The sequence below is a fragment of the Azomonas macrocytogenes genome, from assembly GCF_014191985.1.
Taxonomy (GTDB): Bacteria; Pseudomonadota; Gammaproteobacteria; order Pseudomonadales; family Pseudomonadaceae; genus Azomonas; species Azomonas macrocytogenes.
This window is the reverse complement of the sequence record NZ_JACHXI010000024.1, coordinates 15,604-37,136: the sequence shown is the minus strand read 5'-3', so window position 1 is coordinate 37,136 and position 21,533 is coordinate 15,604. Positions and strand designations below refer to the sequence as shown.

The window sequence follows — 21,533 nt, the reverse complement described above, 5'->3', positions numbered from 1 at the left end:
CTTGGCTACCTGTCGCCCAACGACTATGCCAGGAAGATGAAGCAGGCCGCTTGACCCCGTGCTTCTTGGCGTCCGTTCTCAGGGGACAGGTTCAGCTGAACTCACCCACCATCGTGCCAGACGTAAAGGGCCGGCCGACTCACAGCTAAGGGCTGAGATCATCCTATCCTGTGCTCAGGGCGAGTCCGGCTCGTCGATCGCCAGGCGACTGGGCATTACCGCTCAGACAGTTTCACGATGGCGTCTTCGCTTTGTCCAGTGGGGGCTGGAAGGACTCAATGACGAACCCAGGGCAGGTCGGCCTCGTATCCGGAGGGTTCAGATACTGCCCGACCACGTCGCGCACCTTGTCGACGAAATGCGGATCGGTCGACAGCTTGAACGTGTCCTGCAGATGCGGCTTGAGCCCGAACGCACGCCAGATGCGATGCACCGTGGTGGCCGATACCCCGGTCGCCGCACTCATGCTGCGCACGCTCCAGTGCGTCGCATTCTTCGGCTGCGTCTGCCGCACCCGATCCACGATGTCCTGGACTTGCTCATCGACCAGGCTGCGCTTGCGACCCGAGCGTGGCGCACCGCTCAGCCCCAGCAAGCGATAGCACTGGAAACGACGCCGCCACTTGCTCACCGTCTGCGCCGTCGTCTCCAAGCGCGAGGCGATCGACGTGCTCGATTCACCGTTGGCAAGCGCCAGCACCGCAGCTTCTCGTCACTGGGCCACTTGCGGCGCGCCAAGCTCCGCGCGCTCTGCGTCGGTGATCACCAACCCTGCTGGAGGACGTCCCGTCTTCGCCATGCTGTGCATTCTCATGCCTGATCCGCACGGTCAGACAGCGCATCGCCTACATAGTTCTATTTATTTGCGGAACACCACACTAGCAGGGCAGTGAACACGCCCTCGGCGTTGAGCAACAGTGAGGCGCCCGAGGCTGGCATGCCAGTTAGCCCCAGCATCAATAACACCGGCCCAACAACGCCACCGGCTCCAATCGCGCCGGCGAGCCATGGCACTTCTTGACACGGCAGGCTAACTGCTGGGGCGCGATTCAGGAGGCGGTAGAGCATTAACCCAACCCCCGAACCTAAGTAGAGCAGCCCCGCCAGCAGCCAAGGACTGACACTGTCCAACAATAGTTTCGCCAGCGGTGTTCCTGCGCCAAACAGCACAGCAGCACCAAGGGCTGCCAGCACACCTGGTTGGCGCAACCCTTCCTTCCAATTCATTCGATCAACTCATTTGTTTGGTTGGGCACAGCCGTGATTGCACCGCTTTAAGAGCTGGTGGACGCGCTGCGCCTTAGCACCATGCTGCAAATCGCAGGCAGCACGAATAGAGTCAAAATAGTTGCGCTAACCAGACCGCCGATAACCACCGTTGCAAGTGGCTTTTGGACTTCTGCTCCCGTACCCGTTGCGATGGCCATCGGCACAAAGCCGAGTGAGGCGACAAGGGCGGTCATCAACACCGGGCGTACACGCTCCATGGTTCCCTCGATTACCGCTGCATTTGTCCCCCAGCCATCATCAAGCCTTTTGCGGATGGCGGAGATCAATACAAGGCCGTTGAGTACTGCAACACCGGATACAGCAATGAAGCCAACTGCCGCTGAGATCGAAAAAGGTATGCCGCGCAAGGCCAGTGCAAGTACGCCACCAGCCAGTGCCAGAGGTACTGCGGTGAGGATGGTAGCGGTGAGCATGGCGTTACCTATCGCCAAGTACAATGCCCCTGTAATCAGCACAAAGCAGATCGGAACAATGATCGCTAAGCGTTGGGTTGCCGCTTGGAGATTCTGGAACTGGCCACCCCATCCGATCCATGAGCCTGCCGGCAGCTTTACTTGAGTGGCTATACGTGAACGAGCCTCCGTAACGAAGCTACCTAAATCGCGGTCAACCACATTCGCTTCGACATAGATGCGACGCTTGCCATTATCTCGGCTTACCTCGTTCAAGCCTTGGGTGAAACGGAACTGTGCGAGTTGGCGAAGAGGCACGGAGGCATCCGCTTGACCTGCTGCTGCAGGAAGCATCACAGGTAATGCTCCAAGCACGTCGAGATTGTCGCGTTGTTCGCCAGGCAAGCGTACTACGATATCGAAGCGGCGATCACCTTCAAAAATCTGTCCGGCCACTTTGCCAGCCAGCGCTATCGAGACTGTGTCGCTGACCTGACGCAGGGTTAATCCATGGCGAGCGATAGCGGCCCGATCAAACACAATATCGAAAGTAGGAAAACCTCCGGTCTGGGCGACCCGCACATCCGATGCACCGGGTATTTTACGCAATACTGCGGCGATTCGTTGAGCACTGGCAGATAATTCGTCGAGATCATCGCCATAAATCTTAACTGCAACATCGCTACGTACCCCGCCAATCAACTCGTTAAAGCGCATTTCTATAGGCTGCGTAACATCGTAATTATTGCCAACCAATGGAGCTGTTTTTTCACGTATACGCTCGATGACCTGCTCCTTGGTGGTTACTCCAGATGGCCACTGGTCTTTGGGCTTGAGAATGATGTAGTTGTCGGAGGCATTTGGTGGCATGGGGTCTGCTGCCAAACTTGCGGTACCGGCTTTCGAATAAACAGTCTCCACCTCAGGTAGCGTCATCACTGCACGTTCAAGCGGTAAATCGATAGCGACTGATTGGTCGATCGAGGTCGAGGGGATACGTACTGATGATAAATTGAGATTCTGTTCATCCAAGGTTGGCATGAACTCACGGCCAACGACGGTGAAAGCGACGATAGCCAATAACAGTACTCCTAAGCCTGCACCAATAAACGGAATAGGCCGAACAACGGCATGCTGAAGCAGAGGACCATAGTAGTGCTTCGTTTTAGCAATAATTGGCACCTCTTCTTCGGCGATGTGGCCTCTCAGCAAAATGGCGAGCATGGCCGGCACGAACGTAAGCGACAATACAAAAGCTGAGCCCAACGCCAGCATTAACGTAATGACCATGGGCGAGAACATCTTGCCTTCAACGCCCTGAAACGTCAGACAAGGCAGAAAAACGAGAAAAATCACCATCTGGCCATAAACTGTTGGACGGATCATTTCTTTGGAAGACTCAGTGACTTCTTCCAGCCGTTCTTTCAACGAGAGTAATCGACCTTCCCGGTGCTGACGTGTCGCGAGTCGACTCAACGCGTTTTCTACGATAATGATGGCACCATCAATAATCAGGCCGAAGTCGAGTGCACCCAGACTCATCAAATTGCCTGAAATACCAAGGGCGTTCATACCAATTGCGCTCATCAGAAGCGACAGTGGAATGATAAGTGCTGCGATGACTGCCGCTCGCCAGTTACCGAGCAGCAAGAATAGGATCGCGACAACCAGCAACGCGCCTTCGAAAAGATTACGCGCAACCGTTTGAATGGTCGCCAGCACCAATTGTGAGCGATCCAAGGTGGGTACTACGATGATACCTACCGGTAATGTACCTGCGATTTCCTTCAACTTATCGCCAACAGCTTGTGCAACCGTACGACTGTTCGCTCCGACCAACATAAGAGCACTACCTACAACGGTCTCGTAACCGTTTCGACTAGCGGCACCAGAACGCAGCTCTCCCCCAACTGTTATATTTGCCACCTGCCCCGCAGTGATCGGTACGCCCTGGCGATTGGTTATGACCGCACTTCTAAGTTCCTCAACTGAATTAATGCGCGCATCGGCGCGGACTAAATAAGACTCACCCGAGCGGCGAATATAATGGGCACCGACCGATAAGTTGGCATCCTCCAATGCTTGAGCCAGATCGGCATAGGAAATACCGTAGGTAGCAAGCTTTGCCATATTCGGTTCAACCACATATTCCTTTACATAGCCACCGAGAGAGTCGACATCGGCCACGCCAGGTGTAGTACGTAGCTGTGGTCGAATAATCCAATCCTGGACAGTGCGCAAATAGGCGAGCCTGGATATCGGGTCGTTAAATCGCTCACCCTGTCCGGTAAGAAAGCTGCCGTCGTTCTGCCAGCCTGGCTGACCATCATGGCGAGAAGCATTTTTTCCATCGGGATTGGCATACTCGACGCTATAGTGAAAAATTTCGCCGAGTCCGGTGGAGACGGGTCCCATTTGGGGTTCTACTCCATCAGGCAGGCTGGAGCGCGCTTTTATTAATCGCTCCGTTACCTGCTGCCGCATGAAGTACAAATCTGCACTTTCATCGAAGATTACCGTGACTTGGCTGAACCCGTTGCGGGAAAACGAGCGGGTACTTTCAACACCATTGAGGCCTGCAAGCGCCATCTCGATGGGATACGTGACGCGCTTTTCGACCTCGACAGGATTTAGAGTAGGTACCACCGTATTGATCTGAACCTGCTTATTCGTAATATCCGGTGTGACGTCGATCGGTAGAAGGTTCAACTGCCATGCTCCGATCGCGGCAGCCATTACCGTTAAAAAAAGGACAAACCAGCGCAGGCGAACCGAGCCGCTGAGGATACTACCGATCATTCTTCTTCCTCGGCGCCTTTATTCATTTCCGCTTTGACGAGAAAAGCGTTGCGCGTGGCGACTTGTTCGCCAGCACCGATACCTGAGACGATTTGAGCCCGACTGCCGCTACGAACACCGATCAATACCGGCTGGGCTCGGAAACCTTCAGCGGTGCGGACAAACAGCACGTCACGACCGTTAAGGTTTTGCACCGCGTCTTCAGGCACCGACAATCCATCACGCTCGTCTTCATGCGTCTGTAGTCGTACTTGCACGCCCTCACCGACGGTCAGGCTCTGGAACTCGTTGAGTTTTAGTACGACTGTCGCCGTCTGGGTACTGCCATTAACCGTCGGGGTAACTGAGTGCACCACGGCAGATAGTGGCGAGCCTGTAGCCGATATGATGGCCGCCGGATTACCTGCGGTAATGCGTCTGCTATCTGCTGCCGTAACGGAGGCTTCGACCTGGACGGCTTTCGAATTTGCTATGCGAAAGAGCTCAGCTTGCGGTTCGACAAAAGCACCGAGTGTTGCCATTTCGGTTGTTATGTTGCCATTTATCGGACTGACTACCGCCACTGAATTACCATTATCAGAGATATGTGCGGCCTGTGCCACGGCAGTAGCACGCCGCACTTCGGCTTCGGCAACGGTCAAGGTAGCCTTTGCTGCCTCCATGTCTTGCCGGGGCGTTACACCCTGTTGATACAGACTGATTTCTCGCGCATAGCTTTTACGGGCAAGTTCGACCTTGGCCATGGCTACACTACGATCAGCCGACATGGAAGCTGCCTCGAAGCTATCGATCAGTGCAAGAACATCACCAGCACGAACCATATCGCCAAGCAGGTAGTTAACCCGAATGACGGTGCCAGAAGCGCGTGCCACCACGCTCGCTTCTCCGCCTGGAGGAGAGGTGACCACTGCAGGTACCAGAATATCCATGCCCACCTTGCCGATGATCACCGGCTCCACAGCAATATTGGCCGAGGCAAGGTAGGGAGCTGGAATTTTTACTTCGACAGATGCTGTAGCTGCACTTACGGCTGTGTGAGAAGGTTCATCTATAGGTAACGAGGGCGTTTCCTTGAGTATCGACCAATGCGAGATGCTGAAACCAGCCAAGGTGCTTATACCTGCAATACCTACCATCATCGGCCAACTTGGCTGCCTGTGGCCCCGTTCCATTACTTCAACCTCCAAAAGGGATGCGGCCATTGGCCTGAGAAAGTGCTGCAAGCGCATAAATACGTGCCAAACGGGTATTAATTGTCAGTGCTTTCGCATCAGACAAAGCACGCCGAATGGCCAATAACTCGACCAGCGACGTTTTGCCTGCGTCGTAACCGATTCGACCCAAACGATAAGCTTCAGTAGCGGCACTTTCGCCTTGTACAGCAGCGTTCAAACGCCCCTCGGATACCTTGACTTGAGCCAAGGCCGCTCGACGAGCCGCTCCAGCCTCAAGACGGGCTGTTTCGAGTCGAGTATCTGCCGCTATCGCACGTTCCCTGGCTGCCGTTATCCCGCCGCTGTTCCGATCAAATATCGGGATTTTTGCAGAAACACTTACAACGAAGGCTGCTTCATCCGCCCAACCAAAATGCCTCAGCCCTGCGCCCAGGCCGATGTCAGGAATCTGCTTTTTCTGCTCAACACGTACCAAGGCGTTCAGGGCATCACGTTCGGCTGCTGCAGTTGCTACTGTCGGTGCTTCGTCATTCGATAAAGACTCAGCTATGGCTAGTTGAAAAACGGACGTAAGGAGCGTCCTGTCGACCTGCGTATAAGGAGCCTTGGCTCCAACTAAGGCTGATAATTGCTCAAGAGCCTCGGTTGTATTGGCTATAGCGGCCTGTTCTGCTGCCTGAGCAGTAGCGACACCCGTTTGAGCCTGAGCTAGACGTAGGTTCGCTTCCTTACCGGCTTTCACCCATGCCTTTGCTGCTCGAAGATCGTCATTGGCCCGTGCCAGGTCTTCGCTCGCCAATGCCTGGCGCTCTTGCATAGCCGCTGCGGTGGCATAGGCAATGGCTAGATTGGCAGCAAAGGCGATCCGTACCTGTCGATGACGCGCCTCTGCTACGTCAAGGCTGCGCTCACCCGCCTCGACCCGAGCGGCTCGTTTACCGCCTATTTCAAAGGGCTGAGTGAGCGTATAGGTATCTTGACGCTGACTGACTCCGCCGCTTTTAGGAGCGCTAAGGTTCTCAAATTCCGCATCGAAACTTGGATTGAGCCACGCCTGAGATTGCTGAGCATCGGCCGCTGCAGCTCGTACATGGGCTGCTTGTTCAAGGAGTGCAGGAGCGTTTGCAAGCGACTGTCTCAGTAATACTGCATAGGACGGCGCTTCGGTGGCCTGGATGGACTTTGTAATCGAGGCAAATGCCAAAAAAGTCAGTGTGCAAGAAGCACGACGAAATGTGGAAATGATGATTTATCCCCCTGGCAAGACAGTCCCGTCGAGAAGACCGGTATGTCTAATACGGGGGGGAAGTTCGTTACCCTCAATTTTGCTGAAAATTTTTAGCCACACTGATCCAGAATGGCTGCTAATTTGGCGCGGGCTCTTAATACACGGCCCTCGATGGCTTTTACGGTCGTACCTGAAGCCGCAGCCGCTTCCACCTGAGACATACCGACGATAGCAGTCAGCACCAGCGCTTCTCGAAGATCCCTATCCAGTTCATTCAATAGAGAAACGACCCGGACGAGCTCGCGTTGCGCAATCGAGTTTCGCTCGAGATCTGAACCAAGATCGGCTACCTGCAGCGTATCCGAGCTTTCCAACTCAATCGCGCCGAACAGAAAGCTCCTGACTTTTCGTGATCGCCATAGATCCCGCATCTTGTTGAGCCCGATACGAAACAGCCAGGACCGAAAAGATCGTGTTTCATCGTATTCGTCCAAGGCGCGCCAAGCGGCAATAAAGGTATCTTGTACGATGTCGTCGATATCCGTCTCAGGTATGCCAAAGCTACGAGCCGCCTGAGCTAACGCAGGGCTATGGCGCTGAACCAGGAGGCTGAAGGCATGCTGGTCACCGTGAGCTGCAAGTCTGGCAAACGTGTTGTCAGGCTGATCGGATATCACGGTGAGCCGTGGCGAAGCGCCTCAATCAACACATGATCATAGGCTGCGCGGTGTTCTGGTTTTAAGCCGGCACGCATTTCAAAAATATGAACAAGTGTCTCGCGTTGTAGGTCAGCGGCTGCCTGCTCGACATGTTGCATTGCTGCCTCGACCGCTGGCGTCCAGCCCGGATGATTAGTGATCGCCTCGGACAGCTGTCTGTTTGCGGTTTGCATGTGCATCTCAATCATTGATCTACGCTGTATAAAAGCGCGCTCTTGGGCATCAAGGATTTTTTGTTCCTGGGCATCGAGCGGGACAGCCTCATGCAGCATTTCATGAAGGTCGCTTCGAGGATGATGCCTATGCCAGGTAAAGGTCATGAATCCGGCCGCCACAGCCCCCAGCAAACAGCCCAATACGATGGAAAGAAGTAGGCTAAATCGACAACGCGGTTTCATCTACCCACCAGTAATACAGAAGGAGAAATAGCCGACGGGGCAGAAAGCCATGTGGGTGTGAATGGGGCCAATGCCGCATTGACCAGAGCACCGCTCCCCGTGAAACCGAGCAAGGCTGCTACGGTAGTGCAGAGCAAGGTGCGTCGAAACTCTCGTCTAGCAGCAAATATTCTCGGGCTAGGCTCTGTGGCCAGGCGTTGTTCCAGCTTTTCCAGGCTGGCTTGAGAAGGTTCTACATTGGTGAGTTGGGCGGCCTTCACAAGCCAGTCGTCTAGATTTGCCATGCTGTTCTCCCGCAATTGGCTTATATACGGCGCTCGAAGTGTTTCCCCTTTGATTGATAAAGGGGAATGACCGAAGGTACGAAGCCCATGGCGCTAAACACCTCGTCGGCGCAGAAAAGAAATGCTTCAGCCTAGGTTCTTATATGGGACGCCTCCCGGAGTTCGTGAGGTGGACCTCAAGACTGGGCACCGAGTGAAGCTTGTTCCAGATGCCGATCCTGCACCTGCGCGAAAAGTGCTCGAAAACGCTGTTCCAAGCTCCGAAGCGGCTGGGAAGCATTCACCATTAGGTACCAGTGCGCGGTATCCAAAACACCGCTTCGACGAAGTGATCTGACCCCGAAATGTTGGACACCAGCCATTTCGGTACATACAGTCACTTGATCATTTGCTACTCATTCACTCCCGAGCCAGAGAGGCCTGTTTTGTCCAGACCTGCTATCCCAACTGAAATCCGTCGCGCTGTCCTAATAGAGGCTGGCCATCGCTGCGCAATCCCTCGCTGTAACCAGACGGAGCTTGATGTCCACCACATCGTGCCATGGGAAACCTGCAGAAAACATGAGTACTCCAATCTGATCGCGCTCTGCCCGCTCTGTCACCGCCGTGTCCATAATGGTGACATCGACCGCAAGGCTCTACATATCTACAAGGAAAATTTGGCTAAGGAGTTTGGCAAGCACGACAATGGCACCTTCCAGGCCGAGGTTGTTGAGTACAAGCGCCGATTGAATGAAGTAAACGATGGCGCTCCGGGGTTCACATTTCAATTCGACTTTCCGGACTTTCCGAGCCCGGTTGAGCGCATCGTATCCCGAAATATTGAAGCATGGGGTTTAGAGCTCCTTGCGGATTTTCAGCGTACCCAGGAGCATTGGGACAAGCACCCCGAGGAGCTTGATGGCACGCTCATGAACATCAAGGCTGGCCTGTCCGGTCACTACCGAATCATACGGAGGGACGAGAAGGTCATCAGTATCAAGTACAGCATTGACACCTATTACACCGGCGCGGCCCATGGGCAGCGAGACACGCACGTACTGAACTATACGCTGAAGCCGTTTCACCCAATCACCCTTGAATATCTTCTTGGTGATCTCAATCGCCTTCCTCTACTCGCAGATGTAGTCCGTCACAGGCTCAGTGAAACCGGACGCTATGACGTAGAATGGCTCACTTCAGGGACAGAGCCCGAACCAGAAAATTTCTCGTTGTTTAACATCGAGCAGGACGGTCTGACATTCACTTTCCCCGAGTACAAAATCGCCAGCTATGCAGAGGGAGAACAAAGGATATTCGTCGACTTATATTCACTCTCGAGCATTTGCGATCCGCATGCAATTGAAGCGATCAATGGATTGAATCCTTAGCCACTGAAGGGTTCTTGGGACTCTGTCAGGAACTGCTCATCAATTTATGAAGCGACTATGTCAGGAAAGTGAGTTGCCCGGACGGTTACGTTACGTGTTTGGCATCGAAGGGAGATTTGGTTGTTCAATGAAGTGGTTCGTCGCTGTATGACCGCCGGCCTGGTCAAAGGCAAAGGCTTTGCTGTGGAAGCCAGCATCATCAAGGCAGATGCGAACCGACAGCGTCGGCTAGCGATCAACTGGGCGACCCGGCACTCAGCACGCGCGCCGTGCGTGAGTACCTCGAGGCACTCGATGACGAAGCACTCGCGGAAACGCTACCCAAGCGCTTGTCACTGACCGACCCGCTGGACGGCTGCGCCGGGCGGGCCGGCGTTCTTCGCCTATTCCACGAACTACCTGATCGACACCGACCTAGACGTGGAAGCCACGCAGGCTCACCGCACCACCGAGGTCGAGTCGACCAAGACCATGGTGGAACGCGTCGAAGAGCGTTTCGACATCACACCGGAACGTCTAATCAGCGACATCGCTTATGGGACAGCGCCCATGCTGGCCTGGATGGTGGAAGAAAAGGGCATCGAACCGCATGTCCCAGTGTGGGACAAAACCGAACGCAAGGATGGCACCTTCTCGAGCAATGATTTCCACTGGAATGAAGAGGGTGAGGAATACCGCTGCCTAAACGGCAAACCGCTGCGCAGTGAGTGGCGTGCGTTCACCCAGCAGCGCTCGCGGGTGACCAAGGCCAACACGATCATCTACCGCTCCAGCCAAGCCGACTGCGCTGCCTGCCCACTGAAAGCGAAGTGCTGTCCCAATACGCCGAACCGCAAGATTGTCCGCAGCATCCATGAAGCTGCTCGCGACGTAGCACGACGCATCGCCAAGACGCCGGAGTACATTCACTCCCGCTGTGAACGCAAGAAGGTAGAGATGCTCTTCGCTCACCTCAAACGGATCATGAAAGTCGACCGCTTGCGGCTGCGCGGCCTGACGGGCGCGACTGACGAATTCACCTTGGCTGCGACCGTGCAGAACCTGCGGCGCATGGCCAAGCTCTTGCCTCAAGGGCCACCGGCCACGGTGCGAGCAGAAACCCTCGAATTAACCCGCAAACCTGAGCCCGGACGCTCAGTGAAACCCCGAAAGGCAACTTGAAGTGGCTTGCAGCCACTTCGAAAGCTGGTGCACCTGGCCGGCTGGCTGCCGTAGAATCGCCTTTTTCAACAAAATCGGCCAAAAGCAGACACTCGCGATGTATCTAGGATAAGTACTCGAAGAAAAATAATCCGGCATTTTTCCTGCGCATGCCCATGCAGGCTCCTGAACCACAGGGGCTTGCATGGTTCGGAACGGCGCAAAGCCCGGAAAACTTCCGTTCAGGTACTTACCTGGGGTGATTCACAGCATCGAAGCCTGACCCGCAGGGCGCGAAAACCCTGCCCATGGACGCCCTAACGGCGGTATCTAGCTCCAGACGGCTATCGTCCTAACGCTTGCTCAACGAGCGAATCTTCGCCAGCGCCCGGCTTATAGGTGGATTAGCCATGCCTTCCGGAATGAACACATCATCATCAAGCCTAATTGCTGAGATTTCTTGATCGTTCTCATCGATTTCCCAAGCATACTTTGTGACAACGCCGGAGGTTAACAGATGAGTAACGAGTTTGCCTTGGGCGTTTACTGTAGCAATATGACACTTTTTACAAATTTCGTAGTCCTTAAAAAATCTTTCGAGGTTAACAGTCGATTCCGGAGTCATGGTATTAATTCTGGAGAGGCTGGTTTGAATTTTTGTCGAGTCGGCCTCGGTAACATCGATATTGTTTGTAACTACAACACGGTAGTGCGTGGGATTTTGCTTGCTGATCCCACGGATCAATGCGATACGCAATGTATTTGCAGGATCCTTGTCTCCGAGAGTCCTCGCCATGTTTGAGAATATTTTGTCCCCGACTGCTGCCTGTTCGAAGCCGAACATCAAAACGGGAATTTCCCCATCGCATGTTTGGAAACCCATGGCCTTCCATCGCGCCTGATCCCACAAGCTAGCCTGAATCAAAGAGGTTACCTTCAGCTCCCTGTGTTTCAGCGCTTCTAGTTGGAATGGATGCTTTGGCCGTTCCTCACCGACGCCGGTTTTAAGGTGCCAATCCACCTTCTCGATCTTGTGGTGCTCGAACCAAGTTACTTTTCGAGTTGGTTCGTACAATTCGAAAGACTGCTTTCGGTGAGACGCTATTCCTGGGACAGCATCGTACCCCATCATGAGCCCTTCCAGCCCTAGATTGCAGTTGAAGATAACAGCACGCTCCAAAGCCTTATCATCTCGCAGCATCTCTTCCAGTTTTGACCAACCGATCTGGGGGCAAATTACTGAAACAAAATGGAGGCAAAATTCAGTATAAAACTGCTGGATGATTGCCCGTTGGTCATTGTCAAGCTTCGCAATATCGAAGGCAGAGCACAGGATCTGGGCGGAAGTTACTTGCGCACCCATATCGAACGCATGCTGCAAGACCATGTCATCCTCGTCCTCCAATGAAATGTCAATGTTCACGCTGGGCACTGTAGCCACCGCATGATCTGCCATCATTGGGGCACAGAAGCTTTCCAAAACAGCCAGTAACTGCTGCGCCAACTCGATACACGGCGGCTTAATTGGGAAAGTAACTGAGACCTTACAACCAAGGATGTGTGAGTCTATGGTCGTCCAGCGCTCTGAATACAGATCGAGCGGAGCAATTGGGGATCCCCCCAGGTCAATGCTTCGCCACATATTGATAAAGTCAAAATCAATTGACTCGCTTTCCGGGCCTGCCTTGTCCTCATGCCCCAGGCACACTAAGAGAGCGTCCGCGCATAGAGGCAGACCCATTTGATTCAGCCCATCTGGCAACCACGCTATTTTTTCAATATCTGAAAACTTTGCATTAAGAAATAGTTGACCGATTAAGCATTCGTAACTAATTCTCTGGTCGTCTGTCCAACGATCTTCAGCCAGCATCGGAGCAATAAGGTGAGACAGGGAGTACCAGTGCAACGACTGACTTAAGTGTCCGAGCTGTGCATCAATCCACATCAGACGATGATAGATGGCGACCTGCTTGCTACTGCTTCGCTGCTCTTTGAGGGCGTCAGCGGTAACAAGGTGAGCAGCCATCAGCGCGGCCCCACGCGCAGCCCAGAGCAGTCCCTGTTTTTCATAGGCATGGGACAACATGTACAGAGCGGAGAAAATTTCTGTTTTGCTTTTGTTATTGTACAGCCCGTAGAGGGACAACCCTAGGCACTTGATCGCCCTGTAGTAATCCCTCTTATCGAGGCTAACCGCACCGCGTCGAAGGTACTTGTCCGCTACTAGTCGACTACCTTCCCGAGCGCTGGCATCGTCAATGACCTTATCAACCAGATCCTCGTAGGCTTCAAAGTCACCAAACGCCACATCAAGCTCCTCAAGCAAGTTGATGAGCCGAGCCATGGGGTATCCAATGAGCTTCTTAGCGCTATCGGCTATCAAGGTCAAAGATCGAAAAGTATTGGTAACTTTTTCTTCACTTTCAGCCCTCAACAGATCCAGCAACGCCAAAGATGTTTTAGCTTGAAGCGCTCCACTAATCATATCAGCGTCACTGGCTAATGCGTTCAACTTGGTGCGGATATTGTCTTCCAAGGAAACAACATCGAGGGTGCAGGTGCCTTCTCGGTGACTTGTAACCGCCAAGCTAAACAACGTTACGATTTTCTCCCAGACTTCAACATTATCAGTCTCTTCGGCTACGCTAAGTGCCTTTTCAATGTTGGCTTCAAAAAGATCGGCATCCTCAAGCCACCAATAGGCAGCCCATGCAAGCTCGTAAATTGCATCGAAATGCTGTCTTGGGGTACCAAATTTCTTTGCAGTCCGCACGGCAATATCAAACTGCTGCCGCACGGCATAAGCGTCGCGCTCAAGCTCTTTGTAGATGATGGCGCGGTTTGTGTAGAGGTCGACTTGTGGAATGGTCAAATGACCGGGGTCTTCAATTTGATCGATCTGACGCTCAATATCTGCTAGCTGGATCTGCTTGTCAGCATCGAAGGGGCCGAGCTGGACTTTGCTCTCAAAGTTGCCTGTGAGGCCTAGATGGTCAATGGCCAGGTGCTGATTTTTGGGTTGCAGCGTCTTATCAAGCAGCCAGGTTCGGTCGAGGATGGTGACCTTGACACCATGCTTTTTCGAGAGCTCGTCCTGAAGCTCTACCCTGGAGCTGTTTTTGATGTAGCGGCTGCTGACACAGAAGATTTGGACGTAGCCACGCCCCGTCGACATGATGCTCTCGACATCCTTGACGCATTTGGCCTTCCACGCTCTCTGAGTACTGACGCCGAATGCCCAGCGCTCTGCCTCAGGAGCATCGTTGAGGCCCCAGAAGAAAGCGATCTGATTCGCAACAGGATACGTTTCGGTATCGGTTTTTCCGTCGCCACCCGCAGTTGGCCCGGTCTGCGGAACTAGGTTGGGACAGATTTCTCGCTCGCAGAGCTTCCTGACAAAGGTCTCAAATTGAAGCTCTTGGCTTCGATTGTTCAGACTCTCAAAATGATACTCCAGCATGGAGCGGTCGATGGCTGACTCATGCAGCTTTATGGAGTCAGAGAACTGCTCCGGGCGTCTTGCTCGTAGGAAATCTTTCGGATTAGGCCGAGCGAGCTTTGTCGCCGTTTGTTGCTTTCCCATCATCCACTCCTGAAATATTCATGGGCATCGCCTCAGCTGCCAATCGCCGTCTCGGCATGGAGTCAATGTGAGGACTCGATGCTGTCATGCTGGTGCATTGATTCACGATGCGGGGAGGCGCCTGCGGAGAAAGTTTGGTGGGCAGACGCTCGGTCACCTATGCCATCGGTCATAGGGGGGCCCGGCCGAAGGCTTCGCCGGGAGTTGAGAGCCCGACTACTTTGGCTGCCAAAAATTGCAGCTAAAGTTGTTCAGCCTTCCGCCATATGGATCTGGCTGAACCGAGAAAACCTCGGGGACAGTTTCACCGGCGCCACCTTTCCGGAAGAACTCCCTGAGAGAGTACAGCGCCTGCATCTTCAGGCGCTCCCATTCCTCGTACAGGCGATCTTGGAGATCCCTCGTGGATTTGGCCGCACTGGGCTTTCGCTTAGACAGCAACTGGGTATAGTCAGGCCGAGGGGAGAAGTCGTAGACGAAAGTAATTTGCCCGGATTTCCACTCCGCAGTCGGTGATGGTCGCCAGCGGAATGGAATCCTTACCGTCAGCCGCTTGCTCAGATGGAAAGGCGGCATGATCTGATCATCGATGTAAAACAGCAGCCCCTCCTGATGTTCGGTTTCAACGCGACCTTTCATCTGCTGTACTACATGGACTAGATCGCTCCCGGCACGCAGTGCGTCAGCCCTGGTACGCTCGCGCTTGGCGTAGGCCTTCGCTTTGGCGTGTTCACCGATCGCTTGCTGAAACGCCTGAAGCTTGGAGGTAACAAATGGCCCGCACTGGCTGAGTCTAAGCTCGTGGATCGGCCCCACGCGCTCCTCATCCAGGCACTTGTCTACTGCTGCCCGCAGTGCATTCACTTCAATTTCGCTGATCGCACGCTGCTGATCGTTGGGCAAATTTATGTACGTCATACTCACAACTGTCCTTGTGTAATGTCATCTGGTCGGCGTTCTGGTCGCAGTCGACCCGTAAGCATCGCTCTTTGAGGCTTCCAACAGCTCAACGAATGGCTTGGATGCTTCGTTCTGTGCCGAAAGTGTCCGGCCATAAGCTGTCCCTCAAGATAGATTCGAGGAGGTCTGCATCATAAGAGGCTTGCCATCATTCGGTACGGCGAAGCCAGCGCATTTCACTCGAACAGTGCTTGAACACGAGCCAGTGCGTCGTCAATCACAACCTCGGGCACGGATTCGATACGCTTCGCACTGCGAGCCTCAAGATCAACGGTGCGAATCTGGTTGGTCAGAATGACGCCCTGTGTTTCCGTTCCTGAACCTGTCAGTGTCACGGCAAACCCTGCATAACGAGCGTAGTCGCCTCCCTGAGTGATAGGTGCAATCACCGCTAGGCCAGAAGCGTTATACGCGGCTGGGGTCAGAATCAGTGCGGGACGGAAGTCGCCTTGCTGCTCGCGGCCAGCGGTCGGATTCAAATTCAGACGCACAATGTCCCCTCGGCTGTATTTCGCTCGCCTCACGCCTCACGCCCCACTGGTTGCATAGTGTTCCATGCAGACAGCTCTGTGGGCTCAGGCGCAGTCAGATCACATTGAGCCATCAGGTCGGCCAGGCGATAACGCGGTTTTGTCTTGACCGGCCGCAGCGTGATTTCTTTACCAGAATCGGAAACAGCTAGTGAGTCACCACACGCCAGGTTGTGTTTTTTAAGCAAAGAAACCGGCAGACGAACCGCAGCACTATTACCCCATTGCTGAATTTTAAGTTCCATAGATCACCTCTCAATGTTTCTACATTGTATCTGTAGGCGAAAGATCTGCAAGGTAAACCGTGTATCCAATGTATCTACGTTGTTGATGCTTTAAAAGAGTGATCCAGGACACGAAATTATTCGGTAAGGGAAGGGAAGGGAAGGGAAGGGAACAGATTCAGTTGTTCGGCATGCAACTGAGGGTGGCATTTGGACATGAAGTGCTTTAGTTCGGATGTTCTTGGAAATGGAGTAGAACCCTGAGTCACCAATTGCCGAGCATGCTTGCATCAGGCTACTGCTGCTGCACAGTAGAGAGTGATGAGCTCTCCGAAAAATCGACTCAAGCGCTTACAATCGAGCCCCTTCACCGCAAATTAGACAGGCCAGTCAGGATATGGCGCTCGACCCTCCCACGCTGTTGGTACTCACGATCGCCCTCGCAGCGGCCGCCGCGCTGTATCTGGCGGTCGAGTGGCGCAGTGTTCGTGAGCCCTCGCTGCTGTTCTGGAGTGCGGGCTTTGCAACGATCACCATGGGGTCGACACTCGCCTTGCTGCGTAGGAGCGGCCTTTTGCTGATCGGTATCTGGTTTGCCAACGGCCTGCTGGTGACGGCCCACTGGCTTTTCCTGCTGGGCGTCGCGCGTTTCACAGAGGCGCGCCTGTCTCGTGCCTGGTACCTGATTTTCGTCGCCTGGCTTGCACTGCTGTTATTGCCGGGAGAGCCGCCGTGGTCGAAGGTCATGCTGCTGGTCAATTCGCTGCTAGTAGCCCTATTGATGCTCAAAGCTAGCTTTCTCCTGCGTTCCCATGGCAAATCGTTGAGCGTGGGGGCGGTACAGCTGCGTTATGTGCTGCTGATCCACGGGATTTTCTATCTCGCCAAGGGGATATCGGCAGTCATTCCGGGCACTCTGATCGATCTTGCAGCCTTCCATGGTGAGATCATTCAGATTTCGCTGGTCGAGGGTGCGATGGCGATCATGCTGATCGCGCTATCGATGACCGGTACCGAGCGCTCCCGGCGGGAGAAGCGGATAGCACGGCTGGCCGCACGTGATCCGTTAACCGCTCTGTACAACCGCCGTGCCCTCGAAGTACGAGCACCGCGTCTATTGGATGAAGTCTCAAGCGCTCGACCAGGTGCCTTGCTGCTGATCGATGTCGACAACTTCAAACTGGTCAACGACCTGTACGGCCATACCGCCGGCGACCGACTGCTCGTCGCGCTGAGCGAGATGATTCGTTCGGTACTGCCCGAAGGCGCGCTTGCGGCCCGGCTGGGCGGTGACGAGTTCATCATCCTGCTGAATAACGCGTCGAGTGAGCGAATCGTAGGGCTGGGCAGCGCGCTACGTGATCAGTTTCACAAGGCTGCTTCACAGACATTCGTCACGCCCGAAGCGGTGACCCTGAGCATCGGGGCCAACCTGTTCGACCAACCGCCCGCCAGTCTGGCGGAATTGATCGAGCAGGGCGACGCCGCGCTCTACGAATCCAAGCGTGGCGGACGCGATAGTATCCGCCTGATCGATCGGACCCTGGCGAGACACCAGTTGGCGTAGTTTTTTACGCTATCTGGTGTCGAAATGTAGTTGGGCATGAGGAAAAGGGACATGCTGAAATTGAGAGATATTCGGCCATTGGTTTGGTTGGTCATTTTTTTAGCAACTGCATCTTTGGCATTCGCCGTTCTAGTTCGCCACTACGGAAGCTGCCTGAGAGAACCATGGGGTTACATCATTCTTGGGTGTTGGGTGTTGGGTGTTGGGTGTTGGGGCCACCCTTGTGGTTTCTTTATGAGTTTGCTTCGGAATTCCCTGTGGGCCACAACCGAAAGCTCGGACTGGACGAGAGCTACTTCGGCGGCGTGCGCAAGGGCAAGCGTGGTCGCGGGGCTGCCGGCAAGGTCGTCGTATTTGGCCTGCTCAAACGCGGCGGCAGGGTGTATGCCAAGGTGGTGGACAACGCCAAGACCACCACGCTGATGCCTGTAATCCAGCGGAAAATAGCGCCAGACAGCTGGGTTTATACCGACAGCTTCGGCAGCTACGACGCGCTGGATGTGAGCCAGTTCCGCCACGTTCGCATCAACCATTCGGCCGAGTTCGCTCGTGGCCACAACCACATCAACGGCATCGAGAACTTCTGGAACCAGGCAAAGCGCGTGCTACGCAAATACAATGGAATCCCGAGGGAAAGCTTCCCGCTTTTCCTCAAGGAGTGCGAGTTCCGTTTCAACTACGGTACCCACAAACAACAACTCAAAACGCTGAAGGAGTGGGCTGGAATCTAGCCTTATCTACGACAGCCCCTAAATTTTTATTTTCCGCTCACAGCAAGTAGACCGAGGAAAGCATTTAGCATTATCTCAATGAACGGGAGACGGCTAGATAATAACCACGCCGAACAGCAGGCACTGGGGCGCAAGCTGGATCGCTCGGCGGCGTTGATGAGCCTGATCCAGCCAGCCAAGCTCAATGGGCAAGAGATATTGAAGATCTCCTACCGCATCAATGGACGCCAATCCAGCCAAGTGACATGTGATTGTCAGATATCTAGGGCTTTACGATTAGGCAATCCTCCGTCCTGGGCTCGTCTACTCAGCGTCATAGAAGATATTCCTCGGTGCCACCGATCTTTCTAGACGCATCCGGTTGGGTTATGTAGGTAAGCGCAACCCCTTCTGGATCACGCATTACTTGGGTGATCGCATTGGATCAGACTGATGCTTTTGCCCTTCGGGCCTTCAGAAGAACGATAACTCCCAGAATGGCGGACAGAATGGAGCCCAGTAGCACTCCGACCTTTACCTCATCGACCAGATGCGGATTACTTGGGAAAGCCAGCGCTCCGATGAAAAGACTCATCGTGAATCCAATACCGCACAGGAGTGCGACGCCGTATAGCTGGAACCAGCCGCACTCCTTGGGCAGCGTTGCCAAACCTGAACGAATAGCCAGCGTCGCCAAACCAAACACTCCGATTTGCTTGCCTAGCAATAGCCCAAGAGCCACTCCCAGCGGTACAGAGTCGATTAGATTATTTGGCGAAATACCCGCAAGGGATACCCCGGCATTGGCAAAGCCGAAGATTGGCACAACCGCGAAAGCTACCCACGGATGCAGTTTTTTTTCGAGGTAGAGAAGCGGTGACTGCCGCTCGTTGTCTGGATCACCCAGCGGAACGCACAGAGCAAGAATGACACCAGCCAAGGTCGCATGGATGCCAGACTGGAGCATGCAGAACCAAAGCAGGCCGCCGGCTACCAAATAAGGAGAGAGTTTTTTCACGTCGCAGCGGTTGAGTATCATCAGAAAAACAATAACTCCCAGCGAGGCCAGCAGCATGCTGACAGACAAACCACTGGTATAAAACAGGGCGATAATGAGCACGGCCCCAAGGTCATCAAGAATCGCCAGTGCAGACAGAAAGATTTTCAAGGAGATGGGGACATGCTTGCCAAGTAGTGACAGTACGCCTAAGGCAAACGCGATATCGGTTGCTGCAGGAATGGCCCATCCACCAAGGGTTTCAGTATTGTCCCAGTTGACGGCGATGTAGATCAAGGCCGGTAACAGCATGCCGCCCAGTGCGGCGAAACCTGGAAGAGCGCGCTGGCTCCAGCTCGATAACTGGCCCACCAGTATTTCACGCTTGATCTCTAGGCCGACCAACATGAAAAAGATAGCCATCAGGCCATCATTGACCCAATGCTCAATCGAAAGACCAAAGATCTTGATATGCAGTGTCGAGAAGTAAGCATCAGACCAAGGAGAGTTGGCCACGACGAGCGCTGCCAAAGCAGCAGCCATCAGGATCAAGCCGCCTGCTGATTCAGCAGCGAAAAACCGGGAGAGAAAAGCCAGAGTGGACGGTGACTCGCGATGGTCGTGGGCTTTGTCAAGGCGTGACGGATTTGGGGTCATAGGCACGGCAGCTCCGCGCGGCGGCCCGACCTGCGCTGAATTAAACCTGCCCCCACGTTTTGCGGTGACACCCAAGGTCTCATTCTACACAAAAGGTGTGTTGCCAGGCGGCGGGCGACTTTGATTTCCGCTCTGCGCTTTTTCGGGCGTGTTCCTCAGTGCCTTGTGCCTCTACATAGGCTTTTACCGTTTCGAGCGTCGCTCCCCAACACTGCCGACATAGTAAGTGCGATGCCAGAAAACCAGTTTGCGGTAGACGGCGGCCAGATGCTCGGAGAAGCGTCCTCTGGCTCGCCGAGCACTGGCTGTTTTCAGATTGTTGACCAGCGCCGAGATGTCGAGGGCCGGACGGATGTCGATCAGCAAGTGAACGTGATCAGCTTTGCCGCCGAGCCAAGCGGCGACGCGATTTTCTCCACCGCCAGACCTCGGCCCTGGTGCAGCGCTGCGCGTTGATCGCCACCGAGGCACTGGCCCCAAGCCGCAGCGCCCGCGGTACGGCGCAAGCGCCGGGCCGGCGTTTGCGGCAGAAGGCTGGGCTCAACCGGGAAATTCTCTCGGCGGGCTTTGGCATGGCGCACCAGATGCTCACCTACAAAGCGCACGAGGCTGGTTCCGTGCGAGTTGCGATTCAACTAGGAGCTGCTCGCTATGGCTGTGGGATTGCCTGTGAATCAACCTCCGTGTCGCGTCCAGAATTGCGCTGGCGTAACGACTGGATAACGGTCGGCCAATACCAGCAGATCTTTATCACCCGTAACCAGGTAATGTGCCCGCGCTGCCTTCCACGTGGCTAACACGGGCTGATCGGCTGGATCGCGCAGGCCGGCATCCTGCTCGTCATCCGGCTCGACTATATCCGCGAGGAACATAAAGCTGTCGCTCAGGTCGCGGATCTCTGAGGTACTTAATTTCACTCGGGATAGCCGAGGCAGCACCCGCGTCATTTCATCAAGAATGTAGCGCGACAGCACCACATCCAGCCCCCCTTGGTGCCAAGCAGCGATGATGCGGCCTGGCACGCTTCCCGGATACGCTAGCCCGGACACCAGTACATTGGTATCCAGTACGACTCGCAATTTGGCCATCAGCGAGTCTTCCTTTCCTCGGCAACCAGAGCATCGATCTCGGCCAGTCCTTCCTCGACAGGCACCTCGGCATAGTTTTCGGCAATACGACTGCTGAGTGCATCGAAACGGTCACGCATTCGGCGGATACGAGCGAACAGCTCTGCATCCACCAGGGCAGCCACGGGTTTGCCATCCTTATTGATGAGGATGCTGTCGTTGCGATACTGCACTTGATTGAGCATTTCGCCCAGGTTTTGCCGGAAATTGACGGCATTGACTTCGGTGATCATAAGTAACCTCCAGCTATGTTGATCATTATGACCATAATGATAGAGGTAATATATGTTGTCCAGCTTTACTCTTTTGAGAGGAGTCATCCACATGGAGCACTTGGCAATAAACTCAAGCTGCTAGACCTATTCGAATATGGCCCGCTAAAG

At 54.3% G+C, this 21,533-nt stretch carries 19 protein-coding genes and 3 pseudogenes; 5 read left to right on the top strand and 17 right to left on the bottom strand.

All coding sequences use genetic code 11. The features are described 5' to 3' along the window. Nucleotides 1-58: 58 nt before the first annotated feature. Nucleotides 59-247 (top strand): annotated as a pseudogene (locus tag FHR87_RS19570) (helix-turn-helix domain-containing protein); the annotation flags it as partial. Here FHR87_RS19570 and FHR87_RS17005 read toward each other — a convergent pair. The 8 genes from FHR87_RS17005 to FHR87_RS16970 form a co-directional block, all read right to left on the bottom strand. Continuing rightward, nucleotides 233-700, bottom strand: coding sequence for a helix-turn-helix domain-containing protein (locus FHR87_RS17005; RefSeq protein ID WP_183167930.1), 468 nt, complete (start codon nucleotides 698-700; stop codon nucleotides 233-235). The pseudogene FHR87_RS19570 and the gene FHR87_RS17005 overlap by 15 nt on opposite strands. Before the next feature lie 155 nt (nucleotides 701-855). Then, complete coding sequence (locus tag FHR87_RS17000; protein ID WP_221189895.1) at nucleotides 856-1,227, bottom strand: EamA family transporter; 372 nt, start codon at nucleotides 1,225-1,227, stop codon at nucleotides 856-858. Between the two features lie 47 nt (nucleotides 1,228-1,274). Beyond that, nucleotides 1,275-4,481, bottom strand: a complete 3,207-nt coding sequence (locus FHR87_RS16995; protein ID WP_183167929.1) for a CusA/CzcA family heavy metal efflux RND transporter — start codon at nucleotides 4,479-4,481, stop codon at nucleotides 1,275-1,277. After that, nucleotides 4,478-5,590 (bottom strand): efflux RND transporter periplasmic adaptor subunit, encoded by a 1,113-nt coding sequence (locus FHR87_RS16990; protein WP_275944091.1) that lies wholly within the window; start codon nucleotides 5,588-5,590, stop codon nucleotides 4,478-4,480. Before FHR87_RS16990 ends, FHR87_RS16995 begins: the two co-directional genes overlap by 4 nt. 67 nt (nucleotides 5,591-5,657) lie before the next feature. After that, a complete protein-coding gene (locus tag FHR87_RS16985) occupies nucleotides 5,658-6,860 on the bottom strand; it encodes a TolC family protein (RefSeq protein WP_221189894.1) in 1,203 nt (400 codons plus the stop codon). A gap of 134 nt (nucleotides 6,861-6,994) precedes the next feature. Continuing rightward, nucleotides 6,995-7,561, bottom strand: a complete 567-nt coding sequence (locus FHR87_RS16980) for a sigma-70 family RNA polymerase sigma factor (protein WP_183167927.1) — start codon at nucleotides 7,559-7,561, stop codon at nucleotides 6,995-6,997. Continuing rightward, nucleotides 7,558-8,001 (bottom strand): periplasmic heavy metal sensor, encoded by a 444-nt coding sequence (locus FHR87_RS16975; protein ID WP_183167926.1) that lies wholly within the window; start codon nucleotides 7,999-8,001, stop codon nucleotides 7,558-7,560. The genes FHR87_RS16980 and FHR87_RS16975 overlap by 4 nt, the downstream gene beginning before the upstream one ends. Continuing rightward, a complete protein-coding gene (locus tag FHR87_RS16970; RefSeq protein ID WP_183167925.1) occupies nucleotides 7,998-8,285 on the bottom strand; it encodes a CnrY/NccY family anti-sigma factor in 288 nt (95 codons plus the stop codon). Before FHR87_RS16970 ends, FHR87_RS16975 begins: the two co-directional genes overlap by 4 nt. Nucleotides 8,286-8,710: 425 nt before the next feature. On the opposite strand from FHR87_RS16970, the gene FHR87_RS16965 reads away from it, so the two are divergent. Next, nucleotides 8,711-9,655: an HNH endonuclease gene (locus FHR87_RS16965; protein WP_221189893.1), complete on the top strand. Its 945-nt coding sequence runs from the start codon at nucleotides 8,711-8,713 to the stop codon at nucleotides 9,653-9,655. A 117-nt stretch (nucleotides 9,656-9,772) separates the two neighbouring features. Next, nucleotides 9,773-10,741, top strand: a pseudogene (locus FHR87_RS16960) (transposase); the annotation flags it as partial. Nucleotides 10,742-11,147: 406 nt separating this feature from the next. Here the strand turns inward: FHR87_RS16960 and FHR87_RS16955 are convergent. The 4 genes from FHR87_RS16955 to FHR87_RS16940 all read right to left on the bottom strand — a co-directional run bounded on the left by FHR87_RS16955 (nucleotide 11,148) and on the right by FHR87_RS16940 (nucleotide 16,113). Then, a complete protein-coding gene (locus tag FHR87_RS16955; RefSeq protein ID WP_183167931.1) occupies nucleotides 11,148-14,378 on the bottom strand; it encodes a hypothetical protein in 3,231 nt (1,076 codons plus the stop codon). Between the two features lie 216 nt (nucleotides 14,379-14,594). Then, nucleotides 14,595-15,296, bottom strand: a complete 702-nt coding sequence (locus FHR87_RS16950; RefSeq protein WP_183167923.1) for a hypothetical protein — start codon at nucleotides 15,294-15,296, stop codon at nucleotides 14,595-14,597. A 218-nt stretch (nucleotides 15,297-15,514) separates the two neighbouring features. Further along, entirely contained in the window at nucleotides 15,515-15,829 is a 315-nt protein-coding gene (locus FHR87_RS16945) for a type II toxin-antitoxin system ChpB family toxin (RefSeq protein ID WP_476693172.1), read from the bottom strand. Between the two features lie 29 nt (nucleotides 15,830-15,858). Then, nucleotides 15,859-16,113 (bottom strand): AbrB/MazE/SpoVT family DNA-binding domain-containing protein, encoded by a 255-nt coding sequence (locus FHR87_RS16940; RefSeq protein WP_183167921.1) that lies wholly within the window; start codon nucleotides 16,111-16,113, stop codon nucleotides 15,859-15,861. 376 nt (nucleotides 16,114-16,489) lie between these two features. Here FHR87_RS16940 and FHR87_RS16935 point away from each other — a divergent pair, with 376 nt between their 5' ends. Both FHR87_RS16935 and FHR87_RS16930 read left to right on the top strand, forming a co-directional pair. Next, entirely contained in the window at nucleotides 16,490-17,659 is a 1,170-nt protein-coding gene (locus FHR87_RS16935; protein ID WP_183167920.1) for a GGDEF domain-containing protein, read from the top strand. A gap of 281 nt (nucleotides 17,660-17,940) precedes the next feature. Next, nucleotides 17,941-18,390 (top strand): annotated as a pseudogene (locus FHR87_RS16930) (IS1595 family transposase); the annotation flags it as partial. A gap of 424 nt (nucleotides 18,391-18,814) precedes the next feature. Here FHR87_RS16930 and nhaA read toward each other — a convergent pair. The 5 genes from nhaA to FHR87_RS16905 all read right to left on the bottom strand — a co-directional run bounded on the left by nhaA (nucleotide 18,815) and on the right by FHR87_RS16905 (nucleotide 21,383). Beyond that, nucleotides 18,815-20,023: a Na+/H+ antiporter NhaA gene (gene nhaA, locus FHR87_RS16925; protein WP_183167919.1), complete on the bottom strand. Its 1,209-nt coding sequence runs from the start codon at nucleotides 20,021-20,023 to the stop codon at nucleotides 18,815-18,817. Nucleotides 20,024-20,206: 183 nt separating this feature from the next. After that, nucleotides 20,207-20,389, bottom strand: a complete 183-nt coding sequence (locus tag FHR87_RS16920) for a transposase (RefSeq protein ID WP_183167918.1) — start codon at nucleotides 20,387-20,389, stop codon at nucleotides 20,207-20,209. Continuing rightward, nucleotides 20,383-20,628: a hypothetical protein gene (locus FHR87_RS16915; protein ID WP_183167917.1), complete on the bottom strand. Its 246-nt coding sequence runs from the start codon at nucleotides 20,626-20,628 to the stop codon at nucleotides 20,383-20,385. The genes FHR87_RS16920 and FHR87_RS16915 overlap by 7 nt, the downstream gene beginning before the upstream one ends. A gap of 69 nt (nucleotides 20,629-20,697) precedes the next feature. Beyond that, entirely contained in the window at nucleotides 20,698-21,111 is a 414-nt protein-coding gene (locus FHR87_RS16910) for a putative toxin-antitoxin system toxin component, PIN family (RefSeq protein WP_183167916.1), read from the bottom strand. Beyond that, on the bottom strand, nucleotides 21,111-21,383 hold the full coding sequence (locus FHR87_RS16905; protein ID WP_183167915.1) for a type II toxin-antitoxin system prevent-host-death family antitoxin: 273 nt from the start codon (nucleotides 21,381-21,383) through the stop codon (nucleotides 21,111-21,113). Before FHR87_RS16905 ends, FHR87_RS16910 begins: the two co-directional genes overlap by 1 nt. Nucleotides 21,384-21,533 lie beyond the last annotated feature (150 nt).

Excerpts from the sequence above, each read along its gene's own strand:
- FHR87_RS17000 (WP_221189895.1), bottom strand. The coding sequence starts at position 1,227 with ATGAATTGGAAGGAAGGGTTGCGCCAACCAGGTGTGCTGGCAGCCCTT.
- FHR87_RS16995 (WP_183167929.1), bottom strand. The coding sequence starts at position 4,481 with ATGATCGGTAGTATCCTCAGCGGCTCGGTTCGCCTGCGCTGGTTTGTC.
- FHR87_RS16975 (WP_183167926.1), bottom strand. The coding sequence starts at position 8,001 with ATGAAACCGCGTTGTCGATTTAGCCTACTTCTTTCCATCGTATTGGGC.
- FHR87_RS16970 (WP_183167925.1), bottom strand. The coding sequence starts at position 8,285 with ATGGCAAATCTAGACGACTGGCTTGTGAAGGCCGCCCAACTCACCAAT.
- FHR87_RS16955 (WP_183167931.1), bottom strand. The coding sequence starts at position 14,378 with ATGGGAAAGCAACAAACGGCGACAAAGCTCGCTCGGCCTAATCCGAAA.
- FHR87_RS16950 (WP_183167923.1), bottom strand. The coding sequence starts at position 15,296 with ATGACGTACATAAATTTGCCCAACGATCAGCAGCGTGCGATCAGCGAA.
- FHR87_RS16940 (WP_183167921.1), bottom strand. The coding sequence starts at position 16,113 with ATGGAACTTAAAATTCAGCAATGGGGTAATAGTGCTGCGGTTCGTCTG.
- FHR87_RS16935 (WP_183167920.1), top strand. The coding sequence starts at position 16,490 with ATGGCGCTCGACCCTCCCACGCTGTTGGTACTCACGATCGCCCTCGCA.
- nhaA (WP_183167919.1), bottom strand. The coding sequence starts at position 20,023 with ATGACCCCAAATCCGTCACGCCTTGACAAAGCCCACGACCATCGCGAG.
- FHR87_RS16910 (WP_183167916.1), bottom strand. The coding sequence starts at position 21,111 with ATGGCCAAATTGCGAGTCGTACTGGATACCAATGTACTGGTGTCCGGG.
- FHR87_RS16905 (WP_183167915.1), bottom strand. The coding sequence starts at position 21,383 with ATGATCACCGAAGTCAATGCCGTCAATTTCCGGCAAAACCTGGGCGAA.